Below are 17,060 nucleotides of genomic sequence, written 5' to 3'. Positions count from 1 at the left end.
AATTAGAGCCAATACCAATCGTGCTACGAATTTGAGTATAATTAAATATACGCTCTTGAAGTTGCATCGCTAATGAAAAGGGAGAATGTGCAAATAAATGATAAGACTCTGATACATCCATAAAGAATTCATCAATACTATATTGATGAAAATCTTCAGGTGCAACATAATCCAAAGCAATTTTGCTAATTTGTGTTGATAATTGTATATAGTTCTTCATAGATGGATTAATAACATAGATATCTTTACGTTGAGGTATTTCAAATAAACGAGAACCTGTTTTAATGCCAATTGCTTTTAAAGGTGGTGTAGCTGCCAGGACAACAGAACCTTTACGCTTCGTATCAGCCACAACAGCAAGCTTAGTCGTTAACGGGTTCAAACCTTTCTCAATACATGAGACAGACGCAAAGAAACTCTTTAAATCCACACATAAAATATCCCGATTTAGACAATAACTGTAGTCATACATAAAAATCACCCTAGTCATATTGTACTTTCATTATACGAACATATGTTCTGTTTTGTAAAGTATAAACTTGTATAAAAGCACAATATGTTATCATTTTATGATTGTTATGTACTAGATTAAGACTTTAAATCTTGCCATTCTTCACGTAAAAGACCCATTCTAATAGAGTCGTAATAAGTCCCGTTATAATATCTTACTTTTCTAATTCTAGCTTCCATAGTCATACCAAGACGTTCTCCAATTTTAATCATGCCTTTGTTCCCTGACCAAGTCGTATAACCGACGCGAACAATATCTAAAGTATTGAATAAATGATCAATCCACATACGCATGACATTTGTGCCAATGCCTTTACCCCAATTACCAGATTGATAGATTGAAATACCCATCTCTAGCCACTTAGAAGGTTCATGTTCCCAATAATATGAGACTGTACCAATAATTTTGTCGTTGTAAATTACAGTCCATCTATTCGGAACATTGATCCAATCATCCTTTTGGAGCAAAAAATCATCATACGACATAGCATGATGAGGAAAATAAGGCGCATCCCATAACTTCCATTCAGGATTTGAGTACTTAAAAGCCATCTGCCATATACTCTTTAAATCTTCTAATTTAATAGGTCTAATATATAATTTACGATTCTCATCCATGTTATCCCTCTGTTCTGTATAAAATAATTAAAATAATTTTATCATGCAAATTGGAAAAAATATATTTCTTTGAAGTTTACGTTTTGAAAATAAGCTATATGAATTATTAAGAATATGTAGCCAAGCAATATAATCTAATAAAAAATGGTTACTTTCCATCGCATAATTTTAAAATACAGTTTTTGACAATTATATTTATAAATTATAAAATATAAAAAGAGAGGTGATCATTATGTCAGAATATATTACGAGAAATGAATTTGAACAATATGAAAAGCGTGTTGATGAACGCTTCGATACTTTGAACAATAAGATTGATCATTTGCCAAATATCATTCAAGACAAAATAACAATTTCAATGAACAACCTTGAAAGAAGTATTAATGAAACCAATAAGAAAAATAGAAAAGCGGTTATTACATCTGTTCTATCGGGTGTAGGTGTATTAATAACACTAGCAGGGTTAATTGGAAATATATTAGGTGTGTTTTAATAAGAGAGACTTAATCTTACAAAATTGTAAGCTTAGAAACCTGTTGTGACAACAATGTTAGGACTATTTCAAGTGATATGATGCTATCATTTTACTTGAAAGGAGAGATAACCTTGAAAGGTTTATTAAAAGGTATTGTTTTTCTAGTTATATTTGTTATTTTATGTTGTTGTTTATTAATCGTTATATTTAGTACATCTGGCTCAAGTGAAATTAAAGGTGTATCAGATCAATTAAATCCATTTATGAAAGAGAAATACGCTTATGTAAAGACAAAGCTACCTGATGCTGTTGAAGAACATAATATTAGAAGATATAAGCAAGATATTGTAGATGAAGATGGTAAACGTACAAAAGTGGAATTTATATCATCAGATGAACTTAAAACAAATCACTATTTAAAAATTAAGCATAAAGGGACACATGTGGAATCATTTGAAGAAGTTGATAAAAGTGAAATACCAAAGAAAGCTCTAAACGCTATAGAATAAATGAGAACGAGATAATCAATTTATCTCGTTCTTTTTTAATTTGTAATAAATATTTAATATAACGAAATATTCTTAAGGTATATTAATTAATTATAGTTTGTAATACAATATAAAAATAAAATATAAGGGGGATTATTATGAAGTACAAGTTTGGAACAGCAATAATTTTGACGACAAGTGTATTATTTTCTCAATCTGTTGGATATGTAAATGCAGAAGAACATCAAAGTGAACAAACAGAGAACACAAGCAAATCGATTAGTTTTGAACAAGCACAAAAGATGAACCCGAAAGAATTAACAGGCTTGCTGACGGATGAAGATCTCAAATTACATAATAAAGATGCAGAAGAAAATTCTACAGAAATAGAATCAAATCAACATACAAATGAAACTTATCAAAATGTTAATAATTATATTGCTAAAAATAATATTAAGCCGTCTACAATCACACAAGATTCTAGAATGGATAGCTTGCCGAAGTATGATTATAAATCAGATAAGTTTATCGGTGTGATTATACATGAAACAGCTAATCCTGATAGCACAATAGATGAAGAAATCAATTACATGTATAACAATTATGAAAGCGCGTTTGTTCATGCTTATGCAAGTAGTAGTAAAATTGTTCAAACAGCATCTAGTGATTATTTAGCTTGGGGTGCAGGCGCAAAAGCCAATCCATATTTCTATCAAATAGAATTGGCTCAATCAAGTACATTTGACCAGTTTGCGAAATCGGTCAATAATCAAGCATATTTAACTGCGAAAATGTTACACCAAAATGGACTGAAACCATCATTAGCCGATAATAATGAGGGAACAGGTACAGTTATTAGTCACAATGCCATTAGTCAATATTATGGCGGAACAGATCATACAGATCCAATCAATTACTTTAGTCAGTGGGGCTACGATATGAATCAATTTTATAGTCTCGTTCAAAAGCATTATAATGATTTAAATGAAACAAGTGATAATATAACAGGCGATACACATACTGTTGTTTCTGGAGATACGTTGTATAATATATCTCAAAGAAGCGGCGTAAGTGTAGCTAAACTTAAATCATTAAATAATTTAAGTTCAAATGATATAAGTGTAGGACAAGTATTGAAACTGAAATAATTAAAAGCACCTCTAAAGTGCAAGCGTTACTGTAACTTTAGAGGTGTTTTTCTATTTAAATTTAGGTATCAATTTAATATAGAATAGTTCGCCAATAAGCTCGACAAGTGTTTGTGTGACGATAACAGTTGTTACAATTGTTGACCATTTGTCTGGTAGAGATAAAGCTAATGGCAAGACAACTAATGCGTTTCTTGTGCTAGAACTAAAAGCAATCGTGCGTTTTAAGTCTGAAGGTAAAGCAAAGATTTTACCAGAAAGATAACCAATAAAAGGCGCAATAATCATAAAACAAATGTAAACAGGAACAACTATCCATACGACGTGTGAATCATTAAAGATTTTTGGAATTTGAGAGCCTATAACCGTCATTAATACGAGTCCCATAAAAGGAACAGGCAACCATTCTGATAAAGATAAAATGTTCGACATAGTAGCGGACTTTTTACTTAAAACTTGCATAAAAATAGCTATGATTAAAGGTACCAGAATAAGATATACGAAAGTCTTTATAAAAGGTATAAAGTCAATGTATTCCGAGAAATCTTGGTTTAAAAATATTACAAAATATATCGGTAATAAGATGATTTGTAAAATAAATAAAATAGGTGTAGCAATCAACATAAAGCTTTCATTTCCATGACCTAACTTCGTAAAAACAATCACATAATCAATACAAGGTGTCAGTAATACTAAGTAAATTCCGATTAGAAGCGGTGTAGATGTAATATGAAATGCTGTGACAATTAGAAAAACAAGAATAGGAATAAAAATAAAATTAGAAATAATAAGTGCCACAAGAAATTTAAAATTTAATGCCTTTTGACGTAAAGATAAAAAAGGAATTTGAGCAAACATACTAAACAATAGAATCGCAATTAAAATAGAAATAAAAGGTTCAAAAATAAGGCTAGCACGGTCAAACAATAGACCGAAACTCACGCCCATCATAATAAATAAAAGATATATATAAATTTGTTTATCCTCTAAAAAAGATTTCAAGTAAGACATCATAACCTCCTGTAAACCACTTAATATAAATCATAGTATGAAGTAGAAATTAATTCAATTGAATAAAAAGATGATGAATATTGTTATAATATGAATACTAATACTATATTTATTGATATTTGTAAGGGGATAGACACATGAAATCTATTTTTATGATGGATGAACTAAATGATATTGAAGAAACTCAAAAAACAGCAAAATATTTTATAGATAAAATTGAAAATTATATTGATGTTCTGAAAAAAGATTACGAATTAAATGACATGCCAGAACACGTCATATGGACAAGTGATTATGTAATGTCGCATGTATTTAAGAAGAATGTACCAGCGTTTACAAATGAAAAAGGTATATTTATGAATATTGAAAAAGAAAGTTGGAAGACCTTTTTAAATGGTCAAATCAAAAGTGACATGTCTGAAAAGACTCAAAAAATATTTAACAACTATTTAGAAAAAGAAATATTGTGCATATTAGGTCATGAAATTACGCACCATTGTGACTTCTTTTTAACAGAATTTGATGATCTTGATATATCATCAGATGATTTGTGGTTTGAAGAAGGATTAGTGACTTTCTTACCAAGGTATTATTTATATAATGACAAAGAATTTAAAGAAATTATACAGTATGAAACAGAATTATTTAATTACTACAAATCAAAATATGATGAAAATAATTTAGAATCATTCACATATGAAATTTATAAAAGTAACGATAATGCATATGTCATGTTTCATTACTGGAAAAGCTTTTTAGCAATAGTTGATTTAATTGAAAACTACTATGAAGGCAACATTCATAAGATGATCAAACAATATCAACAATGGAATAAAGAAGGAAAAAAACAAAAATTAAGTAAATACCTATTTAGAAAATAAGGGAGTATTACATGGATAAAATATATATAAATAAAGATTTAATATTAAGAAATGCAGAAACAAAAGATATAGATGATTATCTTTCAGTTCCTTTTAATAAAGAACTATTAATGATGTATGGATCAAAAATGGATTATAGAACTTCAAAATCAAAGGAAAAAGCAGCTTTATTAATTAAAGAAATTCAGAGTGAACCCTACGAATGGGCAATTGTATGCCAAGATAAATTTATAGGGCAAGTTAGATTAGTTATTGATGATATTAATAACAAAGCAAAATTTGCAATAGGGATATTTAATCCAGAATATTGGTCTATGGGAATTGGAACTAAAGTTTCAGCAGCTGTAGTAAATTATGGGTTTGAATATTTGAAATTACATAAAATTTACTTAAGAGTATTGAAATATAATGTTCGTGCAATTAAGGCATATGAAAAAGTAGGATTTATAATTGAGGGAGAAGAACGTGATAGTGCATTTATAAAAGGTGAATACTATAACGATATTCATATGGGTATTCTAAAATCTGAATTTAATATCAATCAATTGTAGCAAGAAACCAATCATACTAATAAATTACAAGAAGAAGCGATGGAAAATGACAAAAGTTATTATAATTAGAGGGAATTCAGGAAGTGGGAAGTCATCTTTAGCAAAAGAATTACAAAACAGAATAGGATTTCAAACTTTGTTAATTTCTCAAGATACGATTAGAAGAGAAATGTTATATGATAAACCTGATAATAAGACAGTGGAACTTATCGATTATTTAATCAGATATGGATTGGAAAATTGTGATTATATGATTATTGAGGGCATCCTTAAAGAGCATAGGTATGGAGATATGCTGAGAAAACATTTTTCAGGCAAGAAAAATGTGTTTACGTATTACTATGATATCTCTTTTGAAGAAACGTTAAGAAGACATAAGAATAAGAAAAATGCTGAATTTGGTAAGGAAGAAATGAGTAACTGGTTTGTTGCTCATGATTACTTAGGTTTAGAAAATGAAAAAATAATAAAAGAACATATAAGTTTAAACGATATGGTGGAAAAAGTGTTGGAAGATATTAATTTTAAAGAATAACAGCAACTTTTCAATAAAAAAATTTAATATTTGCCTATCTTTTATATAGCAACTGGCTTAACGCTTTCATACTTTAGCATAATATCGATTTATTTCGAAAACTGAAACAAAATAGATGAATTATTAGCTGAAATGTTCTAATATGTACAAATATGATAGTGAATAAATCAAGGGAGTAATGAAAATGGAAAGTTTTATATTTAGCGTTATTGGAGTTGTAGTATTAATAGCTTTTATTGTGATGTTAGGCACGACGGTTGTTAAAGCGATTAGAGATACTAGGTTCAGGATTCCGTTGCTAAGTACCATTATATTATTCTTTTTAACTTTAGGTTGTGCTGTTGGAATTGTTTCAACTGAACCTGTCCAAGATAATCATTCAAAAATTAAGTTTGATGATCACGTCGCAGAAGCACAAGCGAATGAATATGTTCAGAAAAAAATGAACCATTCTAAAGAGATTAATTATGACAAGTATAATAATGAAACATATAGCCATAACGAATTGTTAAAAATCACAAATGCTAAGGTTGATAAAATTAGCCATAGTGAAGCAGGTGATAAAATCGTCGAAGTTACAAAAGGTAGTGGGGACGATAAAGTGTCATATTATATTATAGATTATGATCATAAAAAACTTGAAGAAGGCAAAAGCTATACTTTTTATGGTAAAGAAGATTTGAAATATGATGCAAACAGCCAATTACATGGATTTAATGTATGGAAAGTTGAATAGAGATAAGCAGAGTCTAGGGCATATTACGTTGTCTTAGACTCTGTTTTTTTAATTCTAATTATCAATTCTAAATGAAAAATAAAAATTTGCTCTTGCCAAATAAAAAATCATGTATTATAGTTAAAACGTAGTCATTACGATTTAACTCCGGAAATGAGATGGCTACTTTACTTACTTAATATACGATTTCGAAAGAGTGAGACATCATTTACCGTCTCACTCTTTATATCTAATGATTTATTTCAAAAATTTTAATAGTAAAAGGAGTATATAAAATGGCGAAGAAGTCAAAAATTGCAAAAGAGCAAAAAAGAATTCAAATGGTTGAAAAATACCGTGAAAAACGTGAAGAATTAAAGGCTAATAAAGATTATGAAGGTTTGAAAAAACTACCTAGAGACGCTTCTCCTACACGTATTACACGTAGATGCCAAGTGACTGGCAGACCAAGAGGTGTATATAGAAAATTTGGTATGTCTAGAATCGCTTTAAGAGAATACGCACATAAAGGTCAAATACCTGGATTGAAAAAATCGAGTTGGTAAGATTTTATGCTTATATGGGATAAATAGATAGAAGGTAGGGGAAATGTGTTGAATAAAATACCAGTTACAGTATTGAGTGGTTATTTAGGAGCTGGAAAGACAACGCTGCTCAATAATATTTTGAAAAATAGAGAAGGATTAAAAATTGCAGTCATTGTAAATGATATGAGTGAAATTAATATAGATAAAGATTTAGTCATTCAAGGCGGAGGTATTTCACGAACTGACGAAAAATTAGTAGAGTTATCGAATGGCTGTATTTGCTGTACTTTAAGAGAAGACTTATTAATAGAAGTCGAAAAGATAGCTAAACGAGGAGATGTCGATCAAATCGTAATAGAATCAACTGGTATTTCAGAGCCGGTACCTGTTGCCCAAACTTTCTCATATATAGATGATGAATTAGGTATTGATTTAACAAGTATATGTCGTTTAGATACAATGGTTACAGTTGTAGATGCACATAGATTTGTTCATGATATGTATTCTGAAGATTTATTGAAAGATAGAGATCAAGGTATAAGTGAAGAAGATGAACGTTCTATTTCAGACTTGTTGATTGACCAAATTGAATTTTGTGATGTACTTATCTTAAATAAAGCTGATTTAGTAGAAGAAAAGGATTTAAAGCAATTGGAAATCGTTTTGAAAAAGTTACAGCCTAAAGCGAAATTTATCAGAACAAGTTTTGCAGATGTACCGCTTCAAGAAGTGCTCAATACAGGTTTATTTAATTTTGAAGATGCAAGTCAATCAGCTGGATGGATTAAAGAATTAACAGAAGGTGGCCATACTAATCATACACCAGAAACTGAAGAATATGGTATATCATCATTTGTCTACAAGAGAAGACTGCCATTTCATGCAGAAAGATTTAATCAATGGATGGAAAATATGCCAACAAATATTATAAGAGCTAAAGGTATCGTTTGGTTAGCTCAATATAATCACGTAGCATGTCTATTTTCTCAGGCAGGATCTTTTGTAAATATTCACCCAATTACATTTTGGGTTGATGCGATGAAAGAAGAAGAGAAACAAGAAATACTCAGATCTAGACCAGAAGTTAAAGAAAATTGGGATCCAGAATATGGTGACAGAGAAACACAATTTGTGATTATCGGAAGTGACTTAAATAAAGAAGAAATTACAAAAGCATTAGATCAATGCTTATTGAATTCAGAAGAAATCGACACAGATTGGACAAAGCTAAACGAACCTTATCAATGGCAACTAGCAAAAGTATAAGTTAAAAGCATGAGCATAAGTAACTGCTCATGCTTTTTTGTATGCATAAAAATTTCTATGACCTCCCAATATGAGATGCTTAATGTTATGATATTAAATAACTAAATTGTAACTAAAAAGGAGTCATTACAATGATATTAGAAACGGAACGAATCAAGCTCGTACCCCCAGCATATACATATCTTGAAAAATTATTTGAAGTCCATCATGATCCAGCAAATCAAAAATACAACCCAGCAGGTCCAGCAACAACAATACAAGCATTTAGAGAAACATTAGATCAATGGATTAAGCATTATGAAGACCATGGATTTGGATATTACGTCTTGATTAAGAAAGACCACTATCTCCCATTTGGTGTATGTGGGTTGCAGTATAAAGAAATATTAGGACAAACATATTTGAATATTTACTATCGAATAGAAGCTGCAGAAACACAACAAGGACTCGTATCAGAAGCAAGTAGAAAAATAATCGAGTACGTCAAAGAACTAACAAATAACCAATATAAAATTGTAGCATTAACTAAAAAAGAAAATATACCTTCAATAAAAACAGCAGAAAAACTAGGATTCAAACATAATCCAGAACTAGATAATTACGACGGAGAAGGCAACGTGTATTACTTTAGTGAATAAGGAGTGGTGGGATGGATTATATATCGAGTTTACGAGATAAAGTCGGACATACTCCAGTTATTTTAGTTGGAGCTTTAGTTCTGATATTTAATAAAGATAAACAAGTATTGTTACAGTTAAGAAGGGATAATGAAAGTTGGGGTTTACCAGGAGGAACAATGGAACTCGGAGAATCTTTTGAAGAAACGGCAACTAGAGAAGTATATGAAGAAACTCATTTGGAAATACAAAACCTTAAATTTATTAGAAATTTTTCAGGTAAAGATTATCACATGGTCTATCCGAATGGAGATGAAGCATATACTGTAACAGCATTATTTGAAAGTGAAGAATATGAAGGAGAGCTTAGTGCCGATATTAAAGAAACTCAGAACTTAAAATTCTTTGATTTAGATAAATTGCCTCAAAATATAAGCCCACCAGTAAAAATGAAAGAATTTATACTAAACTATATATCACAAAAATAAAGGAGTGGTGGGATGGAAGTAAGGTTACTAAATAAAAATGATGTAAATGCATTTAGAAGTCTTAGATTACTAAGTTTGCAGACAGATCCATCTGCGTTTGCGTCTTTATATGATATAGAAATAAATTATCCGGTTAGTAAATTTGAACAGCGATTAGAATGTAGTGATACAAAATTTACTATGGGTGGTTTTGAAGATGAAAACTTGGTTTGTGTAGCTACTTTTTATAGAGAAGCGGTTAAGAAGATGCATCATAAAGGAAATTTAGTGGCAATGTATTGTCATCCTGATTATCGAGGTACAGGTATTGCTGAAAAAGTAGTCGATAAATTGATTATTGAAGCATCCAAGTTAACAGGTTTAAAGTATATTGATTTAAGTGTCCTTTGTAATAATCAACGCGCAGTAGAATTTTACAATAAAGTCGGCTTTGACAAATATGCTACTGAACCAAATGCAATATTTGATGGAAAAGATTATTATGATGAAGACATGATGAGATATGAAATAGAGTGAAGAGAATGGATCGAGAAATATGGCCCGATAAAATAAATTAAAGGTCCAGAAACAGAAAATATGGACCGATAAAATAAATTAACGGTCCAGAAATGAGAAATATGGACCGATAAATAAAATTACCGACCCGAAAACGAGATTGCAGGCCGATAAAAATAAATATCGACCCGAAAACAGGATTACCAGGCCGATAAAAATAAATATCGACCCGAAAACAGGATTACCAGGCCGATAAATAAAATTACCGACCCGAAAACGAGATTTGCAGGCCGATAAAAATAAATATCGATCCGAAAACGAGATTTACAGGCCGGTAAATAAAAATATCGACCCGAAAACAGGATTACCAGGCCGATAAAAATAAATATCGACCCGAAAAATGTAATAAGCTGAATTGTCTATAAGACGATTCAGCTTATTTTCATCTTATCCGCTTCTACAAACTACATAACAGTTCGTTATTGTTGCTATATTAAATTAATCGAACATAATCAATTGAATATTCAAAATATTATGTTAAAATAAACACAATTAAACATTATCAAACAAACAAAGGGGATTGATTTGATGAAAAATATTTACAAAGTGGGGATTTATGTATTAGTGTTAGCGTTATTTTTAGCTGGTTGTAGTAGTGGCGGGGATAGTGATGGTGCAAGTGGTGATTCAAAGGATACGCTACGTTTAATTGCACCATCTGATTTAACGACATTAGATTCTAGTTTGGCTGTTGAAGCTGGTGCTTTTGAAGTGATGAATGCGACACAAGAGGGATTATATCGTTTAGACAAAGATGATAAAGCAGAACCAGCGATTGCAACTGGTGATCCTAAAAAATCAAATGATGGGAAGACTTGGACATTTAAATTACGAGAAGATGCGAAATGGTCTAATGGAGATCCTATTACTGCACATGATTTTGTTTATTCATGGAGAAGAGTTGTAGATCCAAAGACTGCATCTGAATATGCATACATTATGTATGATATTAAAAATGCTGAAGCGATTAACAAAAGTGAGAAAAAACCTGAAGAATTGGGTGTAAAAGCAATTGATGATCATACTTTACAGTTAACGCTCAATCAAGAGTTACCTTATTATAAAGAACTGTTAACGTTTGGAACATTCATGCCGTTGAATGAGAAGTTTGTTAAAAAGCAAGGCAGTAAGTATGGGACGACTGTTGATAAGACATTATATAGTGGACCATTTGTAATGAAGAGTTGGAAAGTTGAAGATAATTACTCGCTTAAGAAAAACAAACATTATTGGGATAAAGATCATGTATCACTTAAAGGTATTAATTATAGAGTCATTAAAGACGAACAAACGGCACTCAATTTATATAATAATGATAAGGTGGACACAACAGAATTGAGTTCGCAAAATGTCGAATCTAACAAAGATAAAGAAGGTTTCAATACGAATTTAGAATCTGCTACTTATTATATTCAAATTAATACGCAAACGAATAAAGACTTACAAAATAAAGATTTACGAGCTGCGCTTGCTCAAGCAATCGATAAAAAATCTTACGTAGAACATAATTTAAATGATGGTTCTAAACCGATAGATACATTTACGCCTGAAAAAGTGTTTACTAATGAGAAAAAAGAAGATTATAACAAGTTAGTAAATGCACCTTATACGTATGATGTTAAAAAGGCACAAGCTTCATTGAAAAAAGCTAAAAAAGCATTAGGCAAAGATAAAATTGATATAGAATTTTTAACATTTGATCAAGATAATGCTAAGAAAGATGCAGAGTATTTTAAAGAACAAGTTGAAAAACATTTGCCTGGTGTAACAATGTCGATTAAACAACAACCGAACAAACAGAAAATAGCACTGACTAAAAAAGGTGATTATGATGTAGCAATTACTGGTTGGGGACCAGATTATCCAGATCCAATGACATTTTTAGATTTATTCCATAGTGAAACGACTAAAGGTGAAACGGGATATGATAATCCTGAATACGACAAAATTATCAACGAAGGTAAATCTTCGTTACTTCAAGACCCAGACAAGAGATGGCAAGAACTCGCAAGAGGTGAAGAAATGTTATTGAATGATGGTATGGTTATCCCACTTTATCAAAAAGGTAAAGCGCGATTAACGAAAAAAGAAGTTCACGGACGTATCATTCATTACGTAGGTACGAAAGAGTACAAACATGTAAAATTAGATAGATAATTTATTTATTGCTAGGGCATGATTTAATGCCCTAGCACTTTATTTTTCACAAAGTTGAGTAATATTATAAGAATAGTTTTGTATAGATTGGAAATTATGATAAGATATTCCCAATCATTAAATTACATATCATCATTGGAGGATTTTAAATGGATTACTATACTAGAGATTTGAAACAATCAGATATAGAAGATATTCATGCATATAATGTTTTACCTGAAGTGAGTAAGTATCAAGCTTGGGATCCACAAACATATGAAGAAACAGAAGCATTTGTTGAGATGTTATTAAATCGAGATGAAAATTGGATGTACAATGTCATAGTAGATGCAGACTATGATAAAGTCATTGGCGCAGTGCAATTAGTATGTGATACGAAAAATAATAGTGGAGAACTTGGCTATATCATACATCCTGATTATTGGGGTAACGGTATTGCAACTGATATTGGTAGAACGATTATTAAGTATGGTTTTAAAGTATTGAAACTTAATAGAATTTGGGCATCAACAGATATTCGTAATACAGCATCTGAAATTGTTCTACAAAAGTTAGGTATGAAACATGAAGCCATCTTAAGACAAGATACAAAGCTTAAAGATGGCTACAGAGATTCATTGATTTATAGCATTTTAAAAGAAGAATATTAAAATGAAACAACAAAAGGTTCAGTACGATTTAAACAGTACTCGAACCTTTCTTTAAAGTTTTTCCAAGTAACCATATTCATAACCTCATCATAAGTAAAAAAGCCTACCTCTAAACTTTCATCACTTGTTTGAAGTGTGCCACCTATATAACGCGCCAAAAATAAAGTATTGAAGATAGAACTTTTAGTATTTTGAAAGATACCACAAAATCTTATAATTTCGATATCAGCACCAGATTCTTCTTTAACTTCGCGAATTGCAGCATCAAATAAAGGTTCGCCCAATTCAACTTGACCACCAGGCATTTCCCAACCACGTTTAGGACCTTTAATGAGCAATATTTTATCTTCGTCATTTAATACAATACAAGCTGCAGAAACAATATGTTTTGGAACCATAAGTATCCTCCTGTAAAAATTAATTTATTATTTTTTTATTTCATTTTCTATAAAACGTGCATCTAATTTAGTACGATGATCATTAAGTATATCTTCAATGTTCAAATCATATTTATCAATAATGATTGTGAGATTAGCAAATACATCTCCTAGTTCTTCTTTTAAATCATTTAATTTTTGTTTTTCATTTAGTTCTGTTTCATCTGGTCTATCTCTACCAATTTCAATCGCCCTTATTGCTCTTGCTACTTCACCTATTTCTTCAGTTAAAAAGGCAAGTCTCTTAAAAATATCAAGTTCATACCAATTTCTTTGTTGATAGAATTCGTGCGTCCATTGTTGGAATTCACTAATTTTCATTTCTTCATCTCCTTTATTTACTTATTGTTATTCTAGACAAGTGTTCAGATTCTTTCAAATACAAATAAATCTATGATTTACACCTATACAAATGGGTATAATTTAGGACAAGGTTATATTGTGAGGTGAGCGTATGATTAATATTATTCAAGCGATTGGTTCTATAGGTACATTTATTATGGCGATTCTATATTTTATATCCGTCATGATTCAAATTCGCCAAATTAAAATATCATTTATTCCTTATTTATCTTTTGATCAGATTATCCTGGAGAAGAAACAAAGTGGTATTAAAGTGATGAATTTAACTTCATCTGATCATGAATATTTAAATACGGCTTTTAAGCTGTTAAATTTAGGCGGGGGTTCTGCTAAAAATATTGAGGTCGTGTTAAAGTTAAATGGTGACGAAGTATTGCAACGTAAACGTATAAATATTTTACCTAATAATCAATTTTATTTAATTCCAATTAACCAAAAAGTCTTTAATGAATTTAAAAATACAATAGAAAATCGTTATTTTGAAACGAATATGACGATTGAGTTAAAGTATGATGGTCAAGTTTCTAAAAAGCGATCTTCTAATGAGTATAGAATTTCGATTGATGATTTTGTAAATATGGATGAAAAAGACTTATATGAAATAACATTTGAAAAATTAGAAGAATAAAGGTATGACATAAACAGGTTTTAAAATTATTTTTTAACCTGTATTTTTTAAGTGAAATCATATTTAGATAGGTCAGTTATAGTTAATAATTATTTGATTTTGTACTATTATTTTGATTAATTCATGCTATGATGAAATTATTAATCATTTGTAGAGGAGAGAAAAAATGAGTAGTCTACTTTTTGCGTTATTATGGGTTGTTATTTCGATTGCCTTTATAACGACTTTGATTATTACAGTCGTTAAATATGCTAAAGAAAAACAGTATAGTAGCTATTTAGTGAGCACAATTTTACTATTTGTAATAGGTGTGATTAGTTTTGTATGTATATTTGTAAGTCTTTCATTTGATAAAGAATATTCATACCAACAATTATTTAAAGAGGATAAGCCTAAAGCAGTTAAACATGTTTCAGATACACCTAAGAAAGATTTGAAAAATATTAAACTCGGTGAGAAAATTATAGTTGATGGTTTAGAAGTGACTGTTACGAAAGCTGAAGTTGTTCAACCAGATGACGGTTATTCTTATTCGCAAAATGGCAAAATTCTTAAAATCAATTATAAGTTCAAAAATTTAGAAAAAGGTAAAAAATTAATCGATAATTCTAATTTTCAACTTACGATTGATGATGAGGTACAACCTCAATTTAATGGTATGAAAGACAATAAAGGTGGATTTCAACATCAACTTGATAAAGGTGAAAGTAAAACAAGTTATTTATACTATGATGTAGCGGAATCTGATAAATATGAAGTCAAAATGAATTATGAAACTTCTAAGAAAACGTATAATGCTAATTGGCGCATTAATGATAAAGATATTAAAGATAATACACCTGAAGAAAATCCAACTGAAGAAATCAATTCGACACAAGAAGCGCCAACTTATGAACAAAGAACAATTCAACAACCAAATAATAACGCTGATGAAGAGAAGAAAGCTGCAGAAGCTGAGAAAAAACGTAAACAAGAAGAAGCGGATAAAGCTGAAAAAGAAAAAGCAGATAAGAAAGCTGAAGAAGAAAAGGCAGCTAAAGAGGAAGAAGAAAAACGTCAAGAAGAAGCGAATAAAAAAGCCGAAGAAGCTGAACAGAAACAACAAGAAGCTGAAAAAGAAAAAGCTCAACAAGCAGCTGAACAGAAAAAACGTGATGAACAAGCAGCAGCTGAACGTGAAAAACAACAACAGCAACAACAAAGAGATCAAGAGGCCCAAAGAGAGAAAGATCGTGCAGCTCAAGATGCAGCACAAAAAGCAAAAGAAAGATCAACAGAGCAAAGACAATCTCAAAATAATTCAAATGAACAAAAAGAACGCTAGTTAAATAAATGAACAATTTATGCGTAACATAAGAAAGAGGTAACTAAATGACGACAGTATATTTCAACCATGATGGTGGCGTAGATGATTTAATTTCATTATTTTTATTATTACAGATGGAAGACGTTAATTTAATTGGTGTAAGTGCAATTGGCGCAGATAGCTATGTAGAACCTGCAACAAATGCTTCTTGTAAGATTATCAACCGATTTTCATCACAAAAACTAAATATTGCAGCTTCGAAAGAAAGAGGGAAAAATCCATTCCCTAAAGATTGGAGAATGCATGCCTTCTTTGTAGATGCAATGCCAATGTTAAATGAAGATGTTGAAGTAAATTCTATAATTTCTGAAAAAGAAGCATATGAAGATATCATTGAAAAAGTAATGAATAGTTCTGAAAAGGTAACGATGCTGTTTACGGGACCGTTAACAGATTTAGCAAAAAGTTTGAAAGTTGAACCAAGAATTGAAAGTCGTATTGAAAGAGTTGTATGGATGGGTGGCACATTGCTGAATAAAGGTAATGTTGAAGAACCTGAACATGATGGTACAGCTGAATGGAATGCTTTTTGGGATCCAGAAGCAGTGAAGACTGTTTTTGATACGTCATTACCAATTGATATTGTAGCATTAGAAAGCACGAATAAAGTACCTTTAACACCAGATGTACGTAAACGATGGGCGAATGAAAGACAATATGAAGGTGTTGATTTCTTAGGTATATGTTATGCGCTAGTGCCACCATTAACGCATTTTGTAACAAATTCAACTTATTTCTTATGGGATGTATTAACAACAGCTTATGTAGGGAAACCTGAACTCGTTAAGAAAGAATCGCAAAAAGTATCCGTCATTACAGATGGCCCTAGTCAAGGTAGAACATTCAAAAGTGATGAAGGTAGAATGATTAATATCATTAATGATGTTGATAGAGATGGATTCTTTGATTACATGACAGAATTAGCTAAAAAAATATAACACAATAAGCACTTCATTCAGTGTCGTTATGTTTAAATAACGAGCTGAATGAAGTTTTTTTTTTGTGTAATTAAAACCATACGCTATGCGTATGGTACAGTATGGTTTAACCGTT

At 30.6% G+C, this 17,060-nt stretch carries 22 protein-coding genes; 17 read left to right on the top strand and 5 right to left on the bottom strand.

The genetic code is table 11. The annotated features are described in order from the left end of the window. The coding region (locus CD035_RS14105; protein ID WP_462498457.1) for a Y-family DNA polymerase at positions 1–472 on the bottom strand (472 nt) is incomplete at its 3' end. A gap of 116 nt (positions 473–588) precedes the next feature. Continuing rightward, positions 589–1,128: a GNAT family N-acetyltransferase gene (locus CD035_RS04555; protein WP_048539877.1), complete on the bottom strand. Its 540-nt coding sequence runs from the start codon at positions 1,126–1,128 to the stop codon at positions 589–591. Between the two features lie 232 nt (positions 1,129–1,360). On the opposite strand from CD035_RS04555, the gene CD035_RS04550 reads away from it, so the two are divergent. The 3 genes from CD035_RS04550 to CD035_RS04540 all read left to right on the top strand — a co-directional run bounded on the left by CD035_RS04550 (position 1,361) and on the right by CD035_RS04540 (position 3,239). Next, positions 1,361–1,621, top strand: a complete 261-nt coding sequence (locus tag CD035_RS04550; RefSeq protein WP_048539876.1) for a hypothetical protein — start codon at positions 1,361–1,363, stop codon at positions 1,619–1,621. Between the two features lie 113 nt (positions 1,622–1,734). Continuing rightward, complete coding sequence (locus tag CD035_RS04545) at positions 1,735–2,112, top strand: YxeA family protein (RefSeq protein ID WP_058591581.1); 378 nt, start codon at positions 1,735–1,737, stop codon at positions 2,110–2,112. Between the two features lie 137 nt (positions 2,113–2,249). Continuing rightward, a complete protein-coding gene (locus CD035_RS04540) occupies positions 2,250–3,239 on the top strand; it encodes a LysM peptidoglycan-binding domain-containing protein (protein WP_048539875.1) in 990 nt (329 codons plus the stop codon). Between the two features lie 51 nt (positions 3,240–3,290). Here CD035_RS04540 and CD035_RS04535 read toward each other — a convergent pair whose 3' ends face one another. Further along, a complete protein-coding gene (locus tag CD035_RS04535; RefSeq protein WP_048539874.1) occupies positions 3,291–4,250 on the bottom strand; it encodes an arsenic resistance protein in 960 nt (319 codons plus the stop codon). A 137-nt stretch (positions 4,251–4,387) separates the two neighbouring features. Here CD035_RS04535 and CD035_RS04530 point away from each other — a divergent pair, with 137 nt between their 5' ends. From CD035_RS04530 to CD035_RS04480, 11 genes are all read left to right on the top strand, one after another. After that, entirely contained in the window at positions 4,388–5,131 is a 744-nt protein-coding gene (locus tag CD035_RS04530; protein WP_048539873.1) for a hypothetical protein, read from the top strand. 11 nt (positions 5,132–5,142) lie between these two features. Beyond that, complete coding sequence (locus CD035_RS04525) at positions 5,143–5,682, top strand: GNAT family N-acetyltransferase (RefSeq protein ID WP_048539872.1); 540 nt, start codon at positions 5,143–5,145, stop codon at positions 5,680–5,682. Between the two features lie 46 nt (positions 5,683–5,728). Beyond that, positions 5,729–6,217: an AAA family ATPase gene (locus tag CD035_RS04520; protein WP_048539871.1), complete on the top strand. Its 489-nt coding sequence runs from the start codon at positions 5,729–5,731 to the stop codon at positions 6,215–6,217. Between the two features lie 184 nt (positions 6,218–6,401). Beyond that, positions 6,402–6,953: a hypothetical protein gene (locus tag CD035_RS04515; protein WP_048539870.1), complete on the top strand. Its 552-nt coding sequence runs from the start codon at positions 6,402–6,404 to the stop codon at positions 6,951–6,953. Positions 6,954–7,228: 275 nt separating this feature from the next. Further along, positions 7,229–7,498 carry a 30S ribosomal protein S14 gene (gene rpsN / locus CD035_RS04510; RefSeq protein ID WP_025904347.1) on the top strand — a complete coding sequence of 90 codons (270 nt, stop codon included), beginning with the start codon at positions 7,229–7,231 and terminating at the stop codon, positions 7,496–7,498. Between the two features lie 48 nt (positions 7,499–7,546). Continuing rightward, positions 7,547–8,746, top strand: coding sequence for a GTP-binding protein (locus tag CD035_RS04505; RefSeq protein ID WP_048539869.1), 1,200 nt, complete (start codon positions 7,547–7,549; stop codon positions 8,744–8,746). Between the two features lie 131 nt (positions 8,747–8,877). Continuing rightward, the gene (locus CD035_RS04500) at positions 8,878–9,384 is read left to right on the top strand and encodes a GNAT family N-acetyltransferase (RefSeq protein ID WP_048539868.1); all 507 of its coding nucleotides are present in this window, start codon (positions 8,878–8,880) and stop codon (positions 9,382–9,384) included. 11 nt (positions 9,385–9,395) lie between these two features. Then, on the top strand, positions 9,396–9,851 hold the full coding sequence (locus CD035_RS04495) for an NUDIX hydrolase (RefSeq protein WP_048539867.1): 456 nt from the start codon (positions 9,396–9,398) through the stop codon (positions 9,849–9,851). 12 nt (positions 9,852–9,863) lie between these two features. After that, positions 9,864–10,367 carry a GNAT family N-acetyltransferase gene (locus CD035_RS04490; RefSeq protein ID WP_048539866.1) on the top strand — a complete coding sequence of 168 codons (504 nt, stop codon included), beginning with the start codon at positions 9,864–9,866 and terminating at the stop codon, positions 10,365–10,367. Positions 10,368–10,934: 567 nt separating this feature from the next. Further along, positions 10,935–12,563, top strand: coding sequence for a peptide ABC transporter substrate-binding protein (locus CD035_RS04485; RefSeq protein ID WP_048539865.1), 1,629 nt, complete (start codon positions 10,935–10,937; stop codon positions 12,561–12,563). 149 nt (positions 12,564–12,712) lie between these two features. Beyond that, complete coding sequence (locus tag CD035_RS04480; protein WP_048539864.1) at positions 12,713–13,213, top strand: GNAT family N-acetyltransferase; 501 nt, start codon at positions 12,713–12,715, stop codon at positions 13,211–13,213. On the opposite strand, the gene CD035_RS04475 is transcribed toward CD035_RS04480, so the two are convergent. Together CD035_RS04475 and CD035_RS04470 are read right to left on the bottom strand one after the other, a co-directional pair. Next, complete coding sequence (locus tag CD035_RS04475; protein WP_048539863.1) at positions 13,210–13,611, bottom strand: NUDIX hydrolase; 402 nt, start codon at positions 13,609–13,611, stop codon at positions 13,210–13,212. The genes CD035_RS04480 and CD035_RS04475 overlap by 4 nt on opposite strands. A 27-nt stretch (positions 13,612–13,638) precedes the next feature. Next, positions 13,639–13,971, bottom strand: coding sequence for a MazG nucleotide pyrophosphohydrolase domain-containing protein (locus CD035_RS04470; protein WP_048539862.1), 333 nt, complete (start codon positions 13,969–13,971; stop codon positions 13,639–13,641). A 133-nt stretch (positions 13,972–14,104) separates the two neighbouring features. Between CD035_RS04470 and CD035_RS04465 the strand changes: the two genes are divergently transcribed. From CD035_RS04465 to CD035_RS04455, 3 genes are all read left to right on the top strand, one after another. Beyond that, positions 14,105–14,641, top strand: a complete 537-nt coding sequence (locus CD035_RS04465) for a hypothetical protein (protein WP_048539861.1) — start codon at positions 14,105–14,107, stop codon at positions 14,639–14,641. 166 nt (positions 14,642–14,807) lie between these two features. Further along, on the top strand, positions 14,808–15,965 hold the full coding sequence (locus CD035_RS04460) for a hypothetical protein (RefSeq protein WP_048539860.1): 1,158 nt from the start codon (positions 14,808–14,810) through the stop codon (positions 15,963–15,965). A gap of 47 nt (positions 15,966–16,012) precedes the next feature. After that, entirely contained in the window at positions 16,013–16,945 is a 933-nt protein-coding gene (locus CD035_RS04455; protein WP_048539859.1) for a nucleoside hydrolase, read from the top strand. Positions 16,946–17,060: the final 115 nt, after the last annotated feature.

This window comes from Mammaliicoccus sciuri, from assembly GCF_002901825.1.
Classification (GTDB): domain Bacteria; phylum Bacillota; class Bacilli; order Staphylococcales; family Staphylococcaceae; genus Mammaliicoccus; species Mammaliicoccus sciuri.
The sequence above is the reverse complement of the archived record's forward strand: the minus strand, read 5'-3'. Positions and strand labels throughout refer to the sequence as shown.